The following is a 13,939-nucleotide window of genomic DNA, read 5'->3' as shown; positions in this document are numbered from 1 at the left end:
GAGGCTGGATCAGAAAACGACGGGCAGCACGTCGACGTCGTAAGCATGCGTCAGCTTGCGGCCGAGCACGGGATCGGTCAGCTCGATTTCAAAGCGCGTCCCCGGCCGGATGCCGCCGATTGCACCGGGCGTGCCGCAGAACATCAAAGTCCCGGGCGGCAGCATGCCCGAGCCGGTGTGGCGCCGGATGAGATCCCGCGGCGTCCTCAGCGAAGCCACCGGGCTGTTCTGATAGAGGACACGCTCACCGTCGATCGTCGCCCACGAGCGAAGGACCAGTTCATCCCAGTGTCCCTCGACGTCGGCATATGACCAAAGCTGCGGGCCGACCGGCTTGCCGCACAGCTGCTTCGAAAGGGCGATGCCCGACGCTTCCGCCTTGCGATCGGTGTGGTCGGATCCGATACCGACCCAGAGTCCATCAGCCATGGCGACGATGACCGGCTCGACCTCACCGGAACTGTCCGGGCCCAGCACGGTGAGGCGGCCTTCCTGGATCAGTGTTTGGGCCGCGACGCGGTAGAAGAGCGGTGTGGTCGAGGGTCGTGGAATGCCGAGCGCGGCGAGTTCCTCGACATGGTGCTCGATGGCCGCGGCGTCCCTACCCGCCCAACCTGCAATAATGAGAGAGTTGATCGCGACGCCGACGCGGTCTGCGCGGTCGCTTGCGAGGCGGTCAAATTGCAGCAACATGAAATTCCCTCTCCTTGGTCGATATGGCCAGGACTTCGCCGCGCTCGATCTGAAGCGTCCTGTCGGCGATCCGGTCGAGGAGCGCCGGTGACGATTCGGTGATCAGCATCGCCAGCTCCGGCCTTCGCTTGCGCAACTCGCCGAGCGTGCGCGCATAGTCCAGCGCGAGGGCGGGCGCCAAGCCCTGGAAGGGTTCGTCGAGCAGCAGGACCTTGCGCGCCACCGTCAGCGCGCGGCCCAGCGCGACCATCTTGCCCTGCCCTCCGGACACGGCCCCGGCGGCCCTCGAGCGCATGACGTGCAACTCGGGCAAAAGCTGGTAAACCTCCTCGAGCCGGCGCGCGATCTCGGCACGGTCGAGCTTCAGCGCCAGCGCCGGGAGACGGATGTTCTCCTCGACGCTCAACTCTGGAATCAGCCGGCGGTCCTCCGGCGCGTAGCCGATGCCGGCCCGCGCGCGGGTGTAAGCAGGGCTGCCACCGAGATCATCGGCATCGAGGCGGATCGTGCCCTCCTCATGCGCGATAAGGCCCATGATCGCACGCAGCGTCGTGGTCTTGCCGGCGCCGTTGCGTCCGATCAACACCGTCGTCATTCGCTCGACGATGTCGCAACTGATACCGCGCAGCACGCGGACGCCCTCGATCGAGACGCTGACCTTGTCGAGACTGAGCATCAGGCCACTCCCACGACACGCTGGAGAACCTGCGCATTGCTGAAGACCTCGTCGGGCCGCCCCTCAGCCATGATGTTGCCGGCGTTCCACACCAGAACCCGAGTCGCATAGCGTGCGACCACGTCCATGTCGTGTTCGACGAACAGCGCTGCGATGCGGCGCTGCCGCAACGCGCTCATCAACGCCTCCATCAGGAGAAAGCGTTCCAGGGCGCTCACGCCGCTTGTCGGTTCGTCCAAGAGCAGCAGCCGTGGCTTCAGCGCCAGCGCGACCGCGATATCCAACAGCTTGCGATGCCCCTCCGGCAGGGTGCTGCTGATACGGTTCGAATCGTCCGCGAGCCCGACCAACTCGAGCAGTGCCTTTGCCTCGTCGCATCGCTTTGCCGTCTCCAGCGGCCGGATCGCATTCCATAGACCGTCGGTTGCGGCGAGCGCCAACATCATGTTGTCGATCACACGCTGTGCGGAAAACAGCTGTGGAATCTGGAACGCGCGGGCGACGCCGCGTCGTGCGATAGCGCGCGGCGACAGGCGCGTGATGTCCTGGCCGTCGAGCAGCACGCTGCCCGATCCCGGACGAATATACCCGGTGCAGATGTTCAGCAGCGTCGTCTTGCCAGATCCGTTCGGACCGATGATCGCCAGAAACTCACCGTCCTGGATCGCGATGCTCACGCCGTCGGCGGCCTTGATCCCGTTGAATGCGACGTGGAGGTTCCTGGCTTCCAGAATGGGGCGGGTCATAGGCTCGACGCTTCCTTGCGCGTGAACAACCCGTAGATCCCCTGAGGCATGAACATGATCACGATAATCAACGTCATGCCCACGATTAGATTCCAGGAATCCGTGACGGTCACCGCTGCGCTGTGCAGGAGCTCCAGGAACAGGGCGCCAATGAACGCGCCCGGCACACCGCCGATTCCGCCGAGCACGGCGATGAGGACGAGGTGGCCGGATGCGGTCCAGAACGCGAAATCGGGAACCACCCGTCCGATCGCAAAGCCGGCGATCGCCCCGCCAAGGCCCGCAAGCGCCGCCGAGATGACATATGCAATCAACAGAATTGCCCAGACCGGGATGCCGAGATATTCCAGTCGGATTTCATTGGTGTGGACGGCCGAGAGCGCGTGGCCGAGCGGACTGTTCAGGTAGCGCTGGATCGACAGGCCTACGAGCACCATCAGCGCCAGGCTGAGATAGAACAGGACGCTCTTGAAGGCAGGTTCGGCAAGCTCGACGCCGAAAACCGTCGGCACAGGAACGGGCATGCCGTCGGTACCGCCGGTGAGCCCGTAGAGTTTCGCGCATAACGCGTAGCATACCATGGACACCGCAAGATTCAGCATCGCGAAGAAGATCGCCCGATATCGCACGAGAAACGATCCGACCACGGCGCCGACGATCCCTCCGGCGAGCACCGAGAGGATCAGGAGCAGGCCGAGATCGTGGATGCCGACGCGCGCCAGGAACGCGACGGAGTAGGCACTGGCGGCAAAGAACATCGCATGCCCGATCGAGATCAAACCGGCGCGAAGCAGCACTGCGACCCCGAGCGCGGCAAATCCCTTGGCGATGGCAAGCGTCAGGACGAATTGCAGCCAGGGCGCGGCGATCGGCAGCACAGCCAGCCCGAGGACCGCAATGGCGGCAGCAGCAATCGTTCGCATCATATCCTCCGCGCCGTCACCGACCCGAACAGGCCGTAGGGACGGATCAGGAGAACCACAAGCATGGCAGCGTAGGGCGCGACGGCATCAAGCGATGGCGCCAGATAGATCGCCAGCACGCGCGCAAGTCCAACGATCAGCGAGGCCACGGCCGCCCCCTCGATCTGTCCGAGTCCTCCAATCGCCGCCACCGCGAAGGCAAGCACCATCGTGTCGGCCCCCAATCCCGGCGCGATGCCGGACGTCGGCGTCGCCAGAGCGCCTCCGAGGGCCGCGAGAAACACGCCAAGTGAAAACGCCAGAATGAAGATGCGATTGGTATCGATGCCAATCGACTGCGCCATCTCGCGGTCGGTCACGACGGCCGTGATCAACCGCCCAAGCCGGGTATGGTTGATCAGAAGCCGAAGGCCGACGACGACGAGCACCGCCATCCCGATCAGAAATATCTGGTAGTTGAGATAGACGACCCCACCAATGCTCGTCGTGCCGAGCAATCGCATCGGCGTATCTTCGTAGAAGGACTGGACGCCGAAGATCAGACGCTGAAGGTCTTCTAGGACGAGGAACAGTCCGAAAGTGATCAGGATCTGCACGGCTTCGGACTTGCCGTATGTCCAACGAACCAGGCCGCGCTCGATCAGCGGCCCGAAGATGGCCGCCACGAAGACGGCGCTGAACAGCAGCGCTGCAAAGGACAGATAGGGGCTGAGTTGCCGGCTCGCAATGAACAGGCAAATCGATGCCGCGACATAGCCGCCGATCGAATAGAGGCTGCCATGCGCCACATTGAGCACGCGCAGCACGCTGAAGACCAGCGTCATGCCCACCGCCGCGAAGAATATTAACGCAGCGCTCGCCAGACTGTCCAGCAACAAGGGGATGATTGCATTCAACATCGGCTTGAGCCCTGCGTGATTGGAATCGGACGAACCTCGTCGCGCCTATTTGTAGCTTCCCGGCTTCGGCAGGCTCTTGGCGAACTCGGGCTTGAGCGTCGCTATCCACGCAAGCGGATCCTGACCCACCTGCGGCATCAGGCTGCTGCCCTTATAGCGAACCATGTCGCCGATGACGGGAAACTGCTGCGCCGGTGCCTTCACCGTCACGCCGACAATCTGGTCGACAACGCCGTCATTGTCTGCGCGCGTTTGCACGGTCCCGGTCAGTGTCGTGACCTTGCTATCCTTCATCGCATCCGCGAGTTCGGCACGCGTCGGCCATTTCCCGCCGTTCTTCAGCATCGCCGCTTTGTAGGCGGCCTTCACGTAGATCAGCGTGTTGGCCATCTTGATCGAGGGGAACACGGGGTACTCCCCAAAGCGGGTCTTGTACGCCTCGGCAAACTTCACCGTCTCGGGGTTGGCTTTGGCGTCCGGCGACATCCACCATCCGTCGCCAAGGACGCCGACGATCACGCCGTCGGGCAACGGCACGCGTTGCAGCACCGTCTCGCCGAGTGCGAGGATCACCTGGCTAGAGGTGAAGATTCCACGCGGCGCAGCCTGACGAACGAAGTTCTCGAGGTCGGCTCCCCAGAGATTTGAGAAGACGACATCCGGACGCGCGGTGGCAAGGCGCGAAATCTCGGTCTGGTAGTTTGGCGCGCCGAGCTTCGGATAGAGCTCGGCAACGATCTCCACGTCCGGCTTCAACGCCTTCAGCGCCGCGGTGAAGATCTTGGCTGCGTCGTGACCGAACGCATAGTCCGGGTTGATGATTGCAACGGTCTTCACTCCCGGTTTGCGATCCAACAGGTAGATCGCATAGGCGATGAATTCGGGCACCGTGTTGCCGTTGGGGCGGAAGACGTACTTGCTCTTGCCGTCCATGAGCAGTTGGTGGGTATCGCAATTCCAGCCTACGGTCGGGACCTCCAATTGCTCGGCGAGCGGCGCCAACGCCAGGCAGTTCGCGCTGGATAAGGCGGCGACCATCACTTGGTTCTGCGCGTCTGCCGCCAGGCGGCGGTATTCCGCGATCACGCCTTGGGCGCCTTGCGCTTCGTCAACGTAGGTTGCCTTGACCGGCACGCCCTCGATGCCACCCTTGGCATTCATCTCGTCGATCATCAGGTCGGCGGCATTCTTGCCAGGCATGCCATAGGCCGCGGCGGGACCGGACGTGAAGGTGAAGATACCCAGTCCCAGCGAGCTAGGCTTTTCCTGTGCCGCGACCGGCGTCGTCGCCACGACCCCGATCGCGAGAGCTCCCACGAGACCATCGACCACCAACCGAAGATTGGATTGCGGTAACCCGCGATCCAGCCTGAAGAGCAGATCAAGTGACGACAGGCAACGCGCCGCTACGATGGAAATACCTTTGAGCGCCATATTCCTCTTCCCCTTGGCTGGTCAATGATGTTGCGAGTGGTTGCGATCCGGCATCAGACCGGATCGAAGTAGTGCATTTCCAACAGCAGGCAGCCGCCCACGGACTTAAACGGCCCATGCGGCGCGTGCGGCGGCCGGCAGGCATAGGTGTTCGGCGGGAAGCTCTTGCCGCCCTCGCCCTTGTCATCGTTGCCGACGATCAGGTCGCCCGAAACGAGATATACCTCTTCCCAGTACTCATGCGAAAACGGCGCGGTCGTGTAGACGCCGGGCGCGAAACGGAGCAGCCGCGTTCGCGTCCCGCGCCTGTTCTGCTCATCTAGCCCGCCCGCGATGATCTTCTGCTGGATGCCGGCCGGATAGCCCACCGGCGTTTCCCAGCCGCTGGCCATGTCGAGCGTGTAGAACTCGTCGTGCTTCTTGTTGACTGGCATATGTCATCTCCCTGGTTCAGGCGGCTTTGCTGGCGGACGAAACGCCGTTGAGGTCGTAGGAATCGAGCATGGTCTGCACCAACCGATCGGCGCCGGCCCAGTCGTAGGTGCGATAGGAATGGCCCTTGGTGACGAAGGTCGCGCCGGCGTAGAACATCTCGTATTGCTGATGCCGCGACCCGAACTCGGAGCCGACCGCGTCCCACGCGAGCTTGTAGAACTTCACGCGGTCGTGCGAATTGGCCTTCGGAGACTGCTGTGTCTTGCCGATCAAGGGCGCGATCTCCGGGTTGCCGAAGTCCGCCACCGACGAGGGCAGCATGATCATGCCTCCGCCGGCGAGCTCGCGCAGCGTGTTGATGACGTGGGCGTAGAGCTGCTGCGTGAGGACCTGCGCGGAATAAAGCGTGTGCCGGTCCGGAATGAAATAGGGACCGACCTGCGTGCCCTTTGCCTCCATCGCAGCCACCAGGGCATCGACCATGCCGGTCTCGGCCGCGAGCTGACCGAGCATTTCACGCACCTGCGGGAACTGCGTGACGCCGTTCATTTCCGCGGTCCGATGCGCAAGGCCGGTCAGGAACTTGAGCTTCACGCTGAGACGCACCATCGCCTGGTAGTTCTGATAGACGTGACAGGGCGTGTCGTGAAACTGCTTCTGACACATCTCGACGTTGCCCTCGATGAAGACTCGATCCCAGGGTACCTTCACGTCGTCGAAGTAGAGAACTGAGTCGTTCTCGTCGAAGCGGCTCGACAGGGGATTGTCGAACACCGCGCCGGCAGCCTCCTCGTAGGACCTGCGCGACAGCATCTTGAGGCCCTTCGTCTTCATCGGAATCGCGAAGGACATCGCATAACGCTCCTCGCCGGGACGCATCGGCTGGATGGTCGTGACGAACACCTCGTCAGCCACCACACCTCCGGTGGCGAGCATCTTGGCGCCGCGAATCGCAATCCCTTCAGCGTCGCGGTCGACGACGCCGGCGGTGAGGAATGGATCGGCCTGTTCGGCTGCGCCCTTGGAACGATCGGCCTGCGGATTGATGATGACGTAGGTGAGATAGAGGTCCTTGTCGCGGGCGTAGCGGTAGTAGCCCTCGAGTGCGCCGGCGCGGGCCGGATCGTAGGCCTTGAACACGTCGAGCCCCATGTACAGGCCGGAAATGCACGATGCGACGTGGTCTGGCGCACGGCCCATGAAGCCTGCATGCAGCGAAGCCCATGCTTCCAGCGCCTTCCGCCGCTTCAGGAGGTCAGCGTAAGAGGCCGGAAGCTGCCAGATGCGATTGGCACGACCAGCGCCCGTATCGAACGTCATCAGATCCGCATTCTCCCGCGCGCTCGCAAAGTCGAACAGGCCCGCCATGGAGCCGGCCAGATTGCGGAAGGCATGGTGCGTCGTCACGTCGCCGACCGAGGTGCCGTTGATGTAGATGGTCCGGCCGTCCTTCAGGCCTGACAGATATTCCTTTGCGCTGCGCATCGCGGTTCTCCGGTTCGAAGCTAGTAATGGATGGGAAGCGGCCAGGTCGGCTCGCGCTCGGCTTCGTCGACGAGGTCGCGGTAACGCCCCCGAAAGAAGATCAATGGGGCCGCCGCCTCGCCGCGGGCGGCGTGCCTGATAACGCGGACCACGAAGATCACGTGATCGCCGCCATCGTAGTTTCCGAACGGCGCGCATTCGAAATGGGCCAGGGCCCCTGATATCAGCGGGGCCTCGGCATGGCCGACCGACGTCTTGACCTGATCCCACTTGTTGGAAAGAGCGCGCGCGAACTGGTTGGAAATCTGCTCCTGATCACGAGCCAGGATGTTGACGGCGAAGCCCTTGGCTTCGAGCATCGCGGGCAGGCTACGCGCCTTGCGATCGACGCTGAACAGGACCAGCGGGGGATCCAACGATACGGAATTGAATGAGCTCATGGTCATGCCGATGAGCTCGTCGCCCTTGCCGCGCGCGGTCACCACGGCAACGCCGGTCGCGAATTCCCCCAACACCTGCCTGAATGCACGGTCCTCCATGGGACACCCGCCTCGCCGCACTGGCTTAGAATTATAATTCTCAAATAGCTTTTTGGCAAAGCTATCTGAGAATGTCAAGCCCCTTGCTGGACGAGCGCATGCGTGCTTTTTAAGTAAGCTCGCAAGGCTATGATTTCGCGGAGAGAATAACCGTGACCGATGCGCTGTTGACGGCGTCGAAACCCGAGTTGCTCGACAAGGAAGGAGACCGCACGCTTCGCGGCCTCCTCTACGATTATTTCGCTTTCGGACGTAGTCTGGAGGCCTGCCGGGGAATATTTGCAGGCTTTGTCGGCCTGTCGCCTACCCAGTATCTGATCCTGATCGCGATCAAGAGTTCGACGGCGGAAGGGCCGATGGGCGTGAATCAGGTGGCCGAACGGCTGTACTTAAGCGGCGCCTTCGTCACCAACGAGATCAACAAGCTGGTTTCCGACGGCCTGCTCGAGAAGAGCCCCCACCCCGGAGACGGACGGCGAGTGCAACTCACCCTCACCCAGGGCGGAATGAGCCTATTGATCCGCCTTGCCGCCTTGCAGCGACCGGTCAACGACGCGTTGTTCGGGATGCTGACGCGCGAGGAGTTCAAAATGCTGTCACAGTTGCTGTCGCGCCTGGCTTCGAACGCCGATAGCGCGTTGAAGCTTGCCGAGCACGTTCGCGCAACGCTCACGTCTAAAAATAGCGAAGCGTCACGCACCGAGCCGGAAAGAATTCGCAAAAAGCGACGAGCAAGCCGTCAAAGCGTGCGGTAGCGGTTATCCCGGCAGATCGGTTCTAGTACGCACTCGAGCCGCGATGAGCAGCTTCAATCAAGTCCTTCGCACTTCAAGCCGCGGAGCTGCTTGTCGACCCATGACGCGTCGTGCGTGCCGGCGTGGATGTTGGCGATCTGCTTCTGCTCGGCTTCGAACTTCGCCGTCGCAGCCTCGAACACCACGTCGGTTTGATCGAAGGGAACGCAGAGCAATCCGTCATCGTCGCCGATGACGAGGTCGCCGGGCTCAATGACCATGCCGTCGATCGCGATCGGGACATTGATTTCGCCGGGGCCATTCTTGTAGGGGCCACGATGCGTGATGCCAGCGGCAAATACCGGAAAGTCTTGGCTTCGGATGTAGCCGGCATCACGGATCGCGCCATTGATGATCAGGCCTGCGACCCCGCGCTTGATCATCTGCATTAGCATCAACTCGCCAGTGATAGCGTTCGTCAGATCGCCTCCGGCATCGACCACGATGATGTCTCCGGCCTCGGCAAGCGCGATGGCCTTGTGAACCATCAAATTGTCGCCGGGCGGTGCCTTCACGGTCAAGGCTGGGCCCGCAAGGCCGCCAGCCCGGTGCATTGGACGAAGGCGCGCCCCGCCGCCCGTCATGCGCAACATGCTGTCGCTGACATTTGCTACCGGCAGCCGCGCGAAACGTTCGACCGCGCCGGTGTCGACCTTGCGTTGCCGTTTCAGGATTCTGAATCCCACAGACATCTATATCTCCTAACTAACTTCACATTGCAGTGAGAAAGACGTTTCCGTTTTACGAGAAGCCGAACAGTTCGGCTGGATTTTCAATCAGGATTCGCCGGCGAGTCGCCTCATCCGGCGCCCAATCGGCCAACAGATCGACGAGTAGCGCGTCATCCGGCTTGGTGCCGCGCTGGGTCGGGTGCGGCCAATCGGTGCCCCACAGGATGCGCTCCGGCGCGTCATTCACATAGGCACGCGCAACTTCGCTGGAGTCTGCGTAAGGCGGGCCAAGCTTGCTGTCCTCGTAGGGCTCGGTCACCTTCACCCAGGTCCGGCCTCTGCTCAGCATGCGGCTCACCGCCGCGAAGGCTGGGTGCCGAACGCCGTCCGGCTGTGGAATGCGGCCAAGGTGATCAATGACCACTTTGGTCGGCAGGGCCCGAAGCACGGCTTCATGGGCCGCGACCTGATCACCCGTCATCAGGATCTGGACGTGCCAGCCGAAGGGGTGCACGCGGCCTGCGAGCGTGGTCAACATCTCCGGCGTCGTCGTGCCCCACGTCTGGGCAGATACGAAATTGACGCGGATGGCCCGCACGCCGGCATCGTTGAGTGCACGCAGTTCCGCATCCTTCACCTCGGTGTCAACGACGGCAACGCCGCGTGCGGCAGTCCCGAGCTGGCTCAGCGCATCGACGAGACACCGATTGTCGATGCCGTAGGTCGACGGCTGCACCACCACGCTCCGGGTCGTGCCGAGCCGCCGCTGCAGCAAGCGATAGTCCGCGACGGTTGCGCCGACCGGAAAGCCCTGCCGCCAGTGTGGTGACACGGGGAACCGGCCGTCATAGATGTGATGATGGCAGTCGCATGCGTTCGTCGGTACATCGAGTTTCGGCGCGGCAGAGCCGGTACTGTTTGGTACGGCTTGCTCGATCCCCGCCGCCCAAGCGCCGGTGCTGCAGGCGAGCATGCCGGCGAGCACGCCACGGCGGCTGGCAGTTGTGCGTACACTCATGGCTTCACCGCAACCATTTCCGCCGCACGCGCGGCACTACGACCCAGCACGAGGACGCAGACTGCCGCCACCGCACAGAGCAGCGCCAACGGCAACATCCCGATCACGAAGCTGCCGGTCGACTGTTTGACCAAGCCCACCACGTTCACCATGAGGCCGCCGCCGATCAGATTAGAGATCGCGTTGATGCCGGCGAGACCCGCCGCGAGCGTGCTCGCCGAGAGCCAGCTTGCCGAGAGTGCCCAGAACGGCCCCTTAAAGGCATAAGCGCCCACTAGACAGCAGGTGACCATGATGACCGTCGGGACGACCGCGGTGCCCGTCAGGCCCAAGGCCGTGAAGCCGCCAGCCGCAAGCAAGAGCGTCAGTGCCGTGTGCCAGCGGCGCTCACCCGTCTGGTCGGAGTGGCGGCCCCACAAAACCATGACCACGGTCGCGATGCCGTAGGGAATCGCGTTAACGAACCCGGTCTGTAGGTTCGAGAGGCCGAATGACTTCAGAAGCTGCGGTTGCCAGACCGACAGGACACTGCCGGTTGCGGACGCACCCGAGCAAACCAGCGCCATCACCAGAAAGTACTTGTTGGTGGCGAGTTGCCAGAGCGAGAGATGCCCGACAGGCTTGCGCGCGGCCGCATCTGCCTCCATTCGCCCGGTCAACCATTCGCGCTGCTCGTTGGTCAGCCAGGATGCCTGCGCCGGCTTGTCGGTCAGAACGAACAGGCACGCGAGGCCCAGCAGGATGGTGGGCACCCCCTCCAGAATGAAGAGCCACTGCCAGCCGCGCAAGCCGAGCGCGCCGTCGAGTTCGAGCAGGCCGACCGAGAGCGGCGAGCCAAGAAACGTGGCGAGCGGGATCGACACCGTGAACGTCGCCAGGATGCGCGCCCGATATTGCGACGGCAGCCAGTAGGTCAGGTACAGGATGGCGCCTGGAAAGAAGCCCGCTTCGGCAGCGCCGAGGAGGAATCGCATCGCATAGAGCGAATTCGGCCCGACCACGAACGCCATGCACATGGTCACCAGGCCCCAGGTGATCATGATGCGGGCGATCCAGCGCCTCGCGCCGTATTTCTGTAGCGCCAGATTGCTCGGCACTTCGACCAGAAAGTAGGAGACGAAGAAGAGACTGGCGGCAAAGCCGAACATCGCTGGCGTCAAGCCCAGATCCTTGTTCATTTGCAAGGCAGCGAAGCCGACGTTCACGCGATCAAGCAGCGCGAAGAAGTAGCAGATCATCAGGAACGGAACGAGGCGCAGCAGCACCCGGCGCATCGTCACTTTTTCGATCTGATCGAGGTCTGTCCGAATGGTCGTCACATCTGTCTCCCTGACCGTGTCTGTTTATTCGGCAGCTTTCGCCTTGGGCATCTTCGCCACGATCGCGTCGATCGCGATCTTGTAGTTTTCCGGCACGACGGCGTTGAAGTGCTCCTTCAGGCCGAGGCTGTTCTTCCAGCGCAGCCGCGCCGCCGTTGCGTTTGCCATCAGCGGCTCGATCCCGGCATCTGCCACGGCTTCGGCGGCCATCTCGACCTCTTCGGTGCGACGCTTGGCGTGAATAACGCCGGAGGGCGTCAGACTCTCGACCGTGTCCATGAACGGCCGGGTCAAAGTCTTGGAAGCGGAAGCCAGCACGGTTTCGTCAAGGCCATAGGCCCGCGCCGCCAGCAGCGTCTCATCGATCAGCGCTTCGATGCCCTTGATCAGGACAGAGCGGAGGATTTTGATTCCCGAAGCCGTGCCGAGCTTCTCGCCGACATATTCGATGCTCATGCCCCAGGGCACCAGCAGATCAACGACGCGCTGTCCGGCCGGGCCGCTCGACATCATGTGCATCGAATAGCCGTTCTTCGGCGTACCCATGATCGAGCCGTCGCCGAGCGTGGCGCCCGTCCTGGCCAGGCGCTCCGCGACGCCGTATTTCACCTTGGGGGTGGCAGAGGCGAAGTCGAGGAAGGTGTGGCGGCCGTCGAGCACAGACGCGAACGCGTCCGCGCTTTGCAATGATGCGGAGCCCGGCGTCACGCTGAAGATCAATTCCGCGGCGTCAGCCAATTCCTTATTGGACTTGACCAGCATCACCCCGGCCGCCTTGGCCCGGCTCTGGATCAAATCGGCATAAGGGCCGTCGAACGCGTATTTGTCATAGCAGAATATCTGCTGCAGGCCGGCTTCGCGCAGGCCCTTGCCAAGGGTACTGCCGATCTCGCCATAGCCGACCAGGCCGAGACGGAATTGTTGCTTCTGGCTCATTGTGTTCTCCTTCGATGAGTTGCGGGTCACGCGCGCGCGGTTTTTGGCAGGGCGGATGCGCGCCCCTGCAGGCTGAGGCCGACGATCCGGATGAGGATGGCAGCAAGGATGAGGAATGCGGCAACCGAGATCAGCGCCCAGGAGAAGCTCCCGGTCGCCTGCCGGATTTCGCCGATCAGATAAGGGCCGACGAAGCCGCCGAGGTTGCCGATCGAAACGATCAGTGCCAGCCCGCCGGCGGCAGCGCTGCCGGTGAGGAAGCTCGACGGGATCGGCCAGATCGTCGATTGGTAGCACATGATCCCGACGACGGCGCCGCACAGCGCGATGATCGAGATCAGCGCCGACGAAGTCGCATAGCCGCACACGATCAGCGAGGCGGCACCCACCAGCAGCGCGGAGGCGACGAACCAGCTTCGCTCACCGCCGCGGTCGGACAGTCGCGCCCACCGCATCATGGTTACAGCGCCGCAGATGTAGGGGATCGCGGCGAGAAATCCGACGGTCACGATGGAGAAGCCGAACCCTTTGAGGATTTGCGGCATCCACAATCCGAGCCCGACCGAGCCGATGATGGCGCAGAAGTTGACGGCCGCACACACGAGAACGCGCCAATTGGTGAACGCATCCTTCAGTGATGAGGAATGCATCGCGGCGATCGCCTGGCGCTCGCTTGCAAGCGTCTCGGCAAGCCAGGCTCGTTCTTCAGTGCTCAGCCACTTGGCCTGCTCGGGCTTATCGGTCAACGTGAACAGGCAGACGAAGCCGAGGATGCTGGCGGGCAGGCCTTCGAGGATCAGCAGCCACTGCCAGCCGTGAAGGCCAGCCGCGCCATTCAGGGTGAGCAGCGAGCTCGAAAGCGGCGCGCCGAGGATGTTTGCAATTGGAATGCCGAGCAGGAACGCTGCGGTCGCGCGGCCGCGGATGCGGGCCGGAAACCAGTAGGTGAAGTAGAGAAATACGCCGGGCGTGAACCCCGCCTCGCCGAGGCCGAGCAGGAAGCGCATCGCGCCGAAGCTCACTGGACCAACGGCGAAAGCGGTGGCGGCCGACAGCAAACCCCAGGTGATCAGAATGCGGGCTATCCATTTGCGCGCACCGACCGCCTGCAGGGCAAGATTACTGGGAACTTCGGCCAGGAAGTAACCGAGGAAGAACAGGCCGGCGCTCCAGCCGAATTCGGACGGCGAGATGCCGAGATCCTGGTTCATCGTGAGGCTTGCGACGCCAACATTCACTCGGTCGAGATACGCAATGATGTAGCAGAGCAGCAGGAAGGGGACGATGCGCCACATCACCTTCGAGAGGATGCGCTCCTCTTCGGGTGCGAAGCCTGTGTCGGCCGAGGCGGCGCGGGACGTTGCCATGGGT

Annotated in this window: 15 protein-coding genes; 1 reads left to right on the top strand and 14 read right to left on the bottom strand. The window is 62.9% G+C overall.

The annotated features are described in order from the left end of the window. Positions 1 to 9: 9 nt before the first annotated feature. The 9 genes from VFB05_RS05080 to VFB05_RS05040 are packed head-to-tail and all read right to left on the bottom strand — an operon-like array spanning position 10 to position 7,830. A complete protein-coding gene (locus VFB05_RS05080) occupies positions 10 to 693 on the bottom strand; it encodes a DUF2848 domain-containing protein (protein ID WP_325009499.1) in 684 nt (227 codons plus the stop codon). Beyond that, complete coding sequence (locus VFB05_RS05075) at positions 677 to 1,369, bottom strand: ABC transporter ATP-binding protein (RefSeq protein ID WP_325009497.1); 693 nt, start codon at positions 1,367 to 1,369, stop codon at positions 677 to 679. The genes VFB05_RS05080 and VFB05_RS05075 overlap by 17 nt, the downstream gene beginning before the upstream one ends. Next, the gene (locus tag VFB05_RS05070; RefSeq protein ID WP_325009495.1) at positions 1,369 to 2,115 is read right to left on the bottom strand and encodes an ABC transporter ATP-binding protein; all 747 of its coding nucleotides are present in this window, start codon (positions 2,113 to 2,115) and stop codon (positions 1,369 to 1,371) included. The genes VFB05_RS05075 and VFB05_RS05070 overlap by 1 nt, the downstream gene beginning before the upstream one ends. Further along, entirely contained in the window at positions 2,112 to 3,038 is a 927-nt protein-coding gene (locus VFB05_RS05065) for a branched-chain amino acid ABC transporter permease (protein ID WP_325009493.1), read from the bottom strand. The genes VFB05_RS05070 and VFB05_RS05065 overlap by 4 nt, the downstream gene beginning before the upstream one ends. Next, positions 3,038 to 3,937: a branched-chain amino acid ABC transporter permease gene (locus tag VFB05_RS05060; RefSeq protein ID WP_325009491.1), complete on the bottom strand. Its 900-nt coding sequence runs from the start codon at positions 3,935 to 3,937 to the stop codon at positions 3,038 to 3,040. The genes VFB05_RS05065 and VFB05_RS05060 overlap by 1 nt, the downstream gene beginning before the upstream one ends. 45 nt (positions 3,938 to 3,982) lie before the next feature. Then, positions 3,983 to 5,371 carry an ABC transporter substrate-binding protein gene (locus VFB05_RS05055; RefSeq protein WP_325009489.1) on the bottom strand — a complete coding sequence of 463 codons (1,389 nt, stop codon included), beginning with the start codon at positions 5,369 to 5,371 and terminating at the stop codon, positions 3,983 to 3,985. Between the two features lie 53 nt (positions 5,372 to 5,424). Continuing rightward, positions 5,425 to 5,805, bottom strand: a complete 381-nt coding sequence (locus VFB05_RS05050; protein ID WP_325009487.1) for a cupin — start codon at positions 5,803 to 5,805, stop codon at positions 5,425 to 5,427. Between the two features lie 16 nt (positions 5,806 to 5,821). Continuing rightward, entirely contained in the window at positions 5,822 to 7,291 is a 1,470-nt protein-coding gene (locus tag VFB05_RS05045; RefSeq protein ID WP_325009485.1) for a 4-hydroxyphenylacetate 3-hydroxylase family protein, read from the bottom strand. 20 nt (positions 7,292 to 7,311) lie between these two features. After that, positions 7,312 to 7,830: a flavin reductase family protein gene (locus tag VFB05_RS05040; protein WP_325009483.1), complete on the bottom strand. Its 519-nt coding sequence runs from the start codon at positions 7,828 to 7,830 to the stop codon at positions 7,312 to 7,314. Positions 7,831 to 7,982: 152 nt separating this feature from the next. Here VFB05_RS05040 and VFB05_RS05035 point away from each other — a divergent pair, with 152 nt between their 5' ends. Then, on the top strand, positions 7,983 to 8,585 hold the full coding sequence (locus tag VFB05_RS05035; RefSeq protein ID WP_325009481.1) for a MarR family winged helix-turn-helix transcriptional regulator: 603 nt from the start codon (positions 7,983 to 7,985) through the stop codon (positions 8,583 to 8,585). Between the two features lie 53 nt (positions 8,586 to 8,638). On the opposite strand, the gene VFB05_RS05030 is transcribed toward VFB05_RS05035, so the two are convergent. Genes VFB05_RS05030 through VFB05_RS05010 form a run of 5 tightly spaced genes read right to left on the bottom strand, consistent with a single transcriptional unit; the run spans position 8,639 to position 13,935 of the window. Further along, entirely contained in the window at positions 8,639 to 9,316 is a 678-nt protein-coding gene (locus VFB05_RS05030) for an RraA family protein (protein WP_325009479.1), read from the bottom strand. Positions 9,317 to 9,365: 49 nt separating this feature from the next. After that, positions 9,366 to 10,313: an amidohydrolase family protein gene (locus VFB05_RS05025; protein ID WP_325009477.1), complete on the bottom strand. Its 948-nt coding sequence runs from the start codon at positions 10,311 to 10,313 to the stop codon at positions 9,366 to 9,368. Beyond that, positions 10,310 to 11,632 (bottom strand): MFS transporter, encoded by a 1,323-nt coding sequence (locus VFB05_RS05020; RefSeq protein WP_325009475.1) that lies wholly within the window; start codon positions 11,630 to 11,632, stop codon positions 10,310 to 10,312. The genes VFB05_RS05025 and VFB05_RS05020 overlap by 4 nt, the downstream gene beginning before the upstream one ends. Before the next feature lie 24 nt (positions 11,633 to 11,656). After that, the gene (locus tag VFB05_RS05015; RefSeq protein WP_325009473.1) at positions 11,657 to 12,568 is read right to left on the bottom strand and encodes a DUF1932 domain-containing protein; all 912 of its coding nucleotides are present in this window, start codon (positions 12,566 to 12,568) and stop codon (positions 11,657 to 11,659) included. Between the two features lie 26 nt (positions 12,569 to 12,594). Then, entirely contained in the window at positions 12,595 to 13,935 is a 1,341-nt protein-coding gene (locus VFB05_RS05010; protein ID WP_325009471.1) for an MFS transporter, read from the bottom strand. Between the last annotated feature and the right edge of the window lie 4 nt (positions 13,936 to 13,939).

It is taken from the genome of Bradyrhizobium sp., from assembly GCF_035652035.1.
Taxonomy (GTDB): domain Bacteria; phylum Pseudomonadota; class Alphaproteobacteria; order Rhizobiales; family Xanthobacteraceae; genus Bradyrhizobium.
The sequence above is the reverse complement of the archived record's forward strand: the minus strand, read 5'-3'. Positions and strand labels throughout refer to the sequence as shown.

Bases quoted from the DNA above. Each gene is read 5' to 3' on its own strand.
- VFB05_RS05045 (WP_325009485.1), bottom strand. From the start codon at position 7,291: ATGCGCAGCGCAAAGGAATATCTGTCAGGCCTGAAGGACGGCCGGACC.
- VFB05_RS05080 (WP_325009499.1), bottom strand. From the start codon at position 693: ATGTTGCTGCAATTTGACCGCCTCGCAAGCGACCGCGCAGACCGCGTC.
- VFB05_RS05075 (WP_325009497.1), bottom strand. From the start codon at position 1,369: ATGCTCAGTCTCGACAAGGTCAGCGTCTCGATCGAGGGCGTCCGCGTG.
- VFB05_RS05025 (WP_325009477.1), bottom strand. From the start codon at position 10,313: ATGAGTGTACGCACAACTGCCAGCCGCCGTGGCGTGCTCGCCGGCATG.
- VFB05_RS05055 (WP_325009489.1), bottom strand. From the start codon at position 5,371: ATGGCGCTCAAAGGTATTTCCATCGTAGCGGCGCGTTGCCTGTCGTCA.
- VFB05_RS05040 (WP_325009483.1), bottom strand. From the start codon at position 7,830: ATGGAGGACCGTGCATTCAGGCAGGTGTTGGGGGAATTCGCGACCGGC.
- VFB05_RS05030 (WP_325009479.1), bottom strand. From the start codon at position 9,316: ATGTCTGTGGGATTCAGAATCCTGAAACGGCAACGCAAGGTCGACACC.
- VFB05_RS05010 (WP_325009471.1), bottom strand. From the start codon at position 13,935: ATGGCAACGTCCCGCGCCGCCTCGGCCGACACAGGCTTCGCACCCGAA.
- VFB05_RS05060 (WP_325009491.1), bottom strand. From the start codon at position 3,937: ATGTTGAATGCAATCATCCCCTTGTTGCTGGACAGTCTGGCGAGCGCT.
- VFB05_RS05065 (WP_325009493.1), bottom strand. From the start codon at position 3,038: ATGCGAACGATTGCTGCTGCCGCCATTGCGGTCCTCGGGCTGGCTGTG.
- VFB05_RS05070 (WP_325009495.1), bottom strand. From the start codon at position 2,115: ATGACCCGCCCCATTCTGGAAGCCAGGAACCTCCACGTCGCATTCAAC.
- VFB05_RS05015 (WP_325009473.1), bottom strand. From the start codon at position 12,568: ATGAGCCAGAAGCAACAATTCCGTCTCGGCCTGGTCGGCTATGGCGAG.
- VFB05_RS05050 (WP_325009487.1), bottom strand. From the start codon at position 5,805: ATGCCAGTCAACAAGAAGCACGACGAGTTCTACACGCTCGACATGGCC.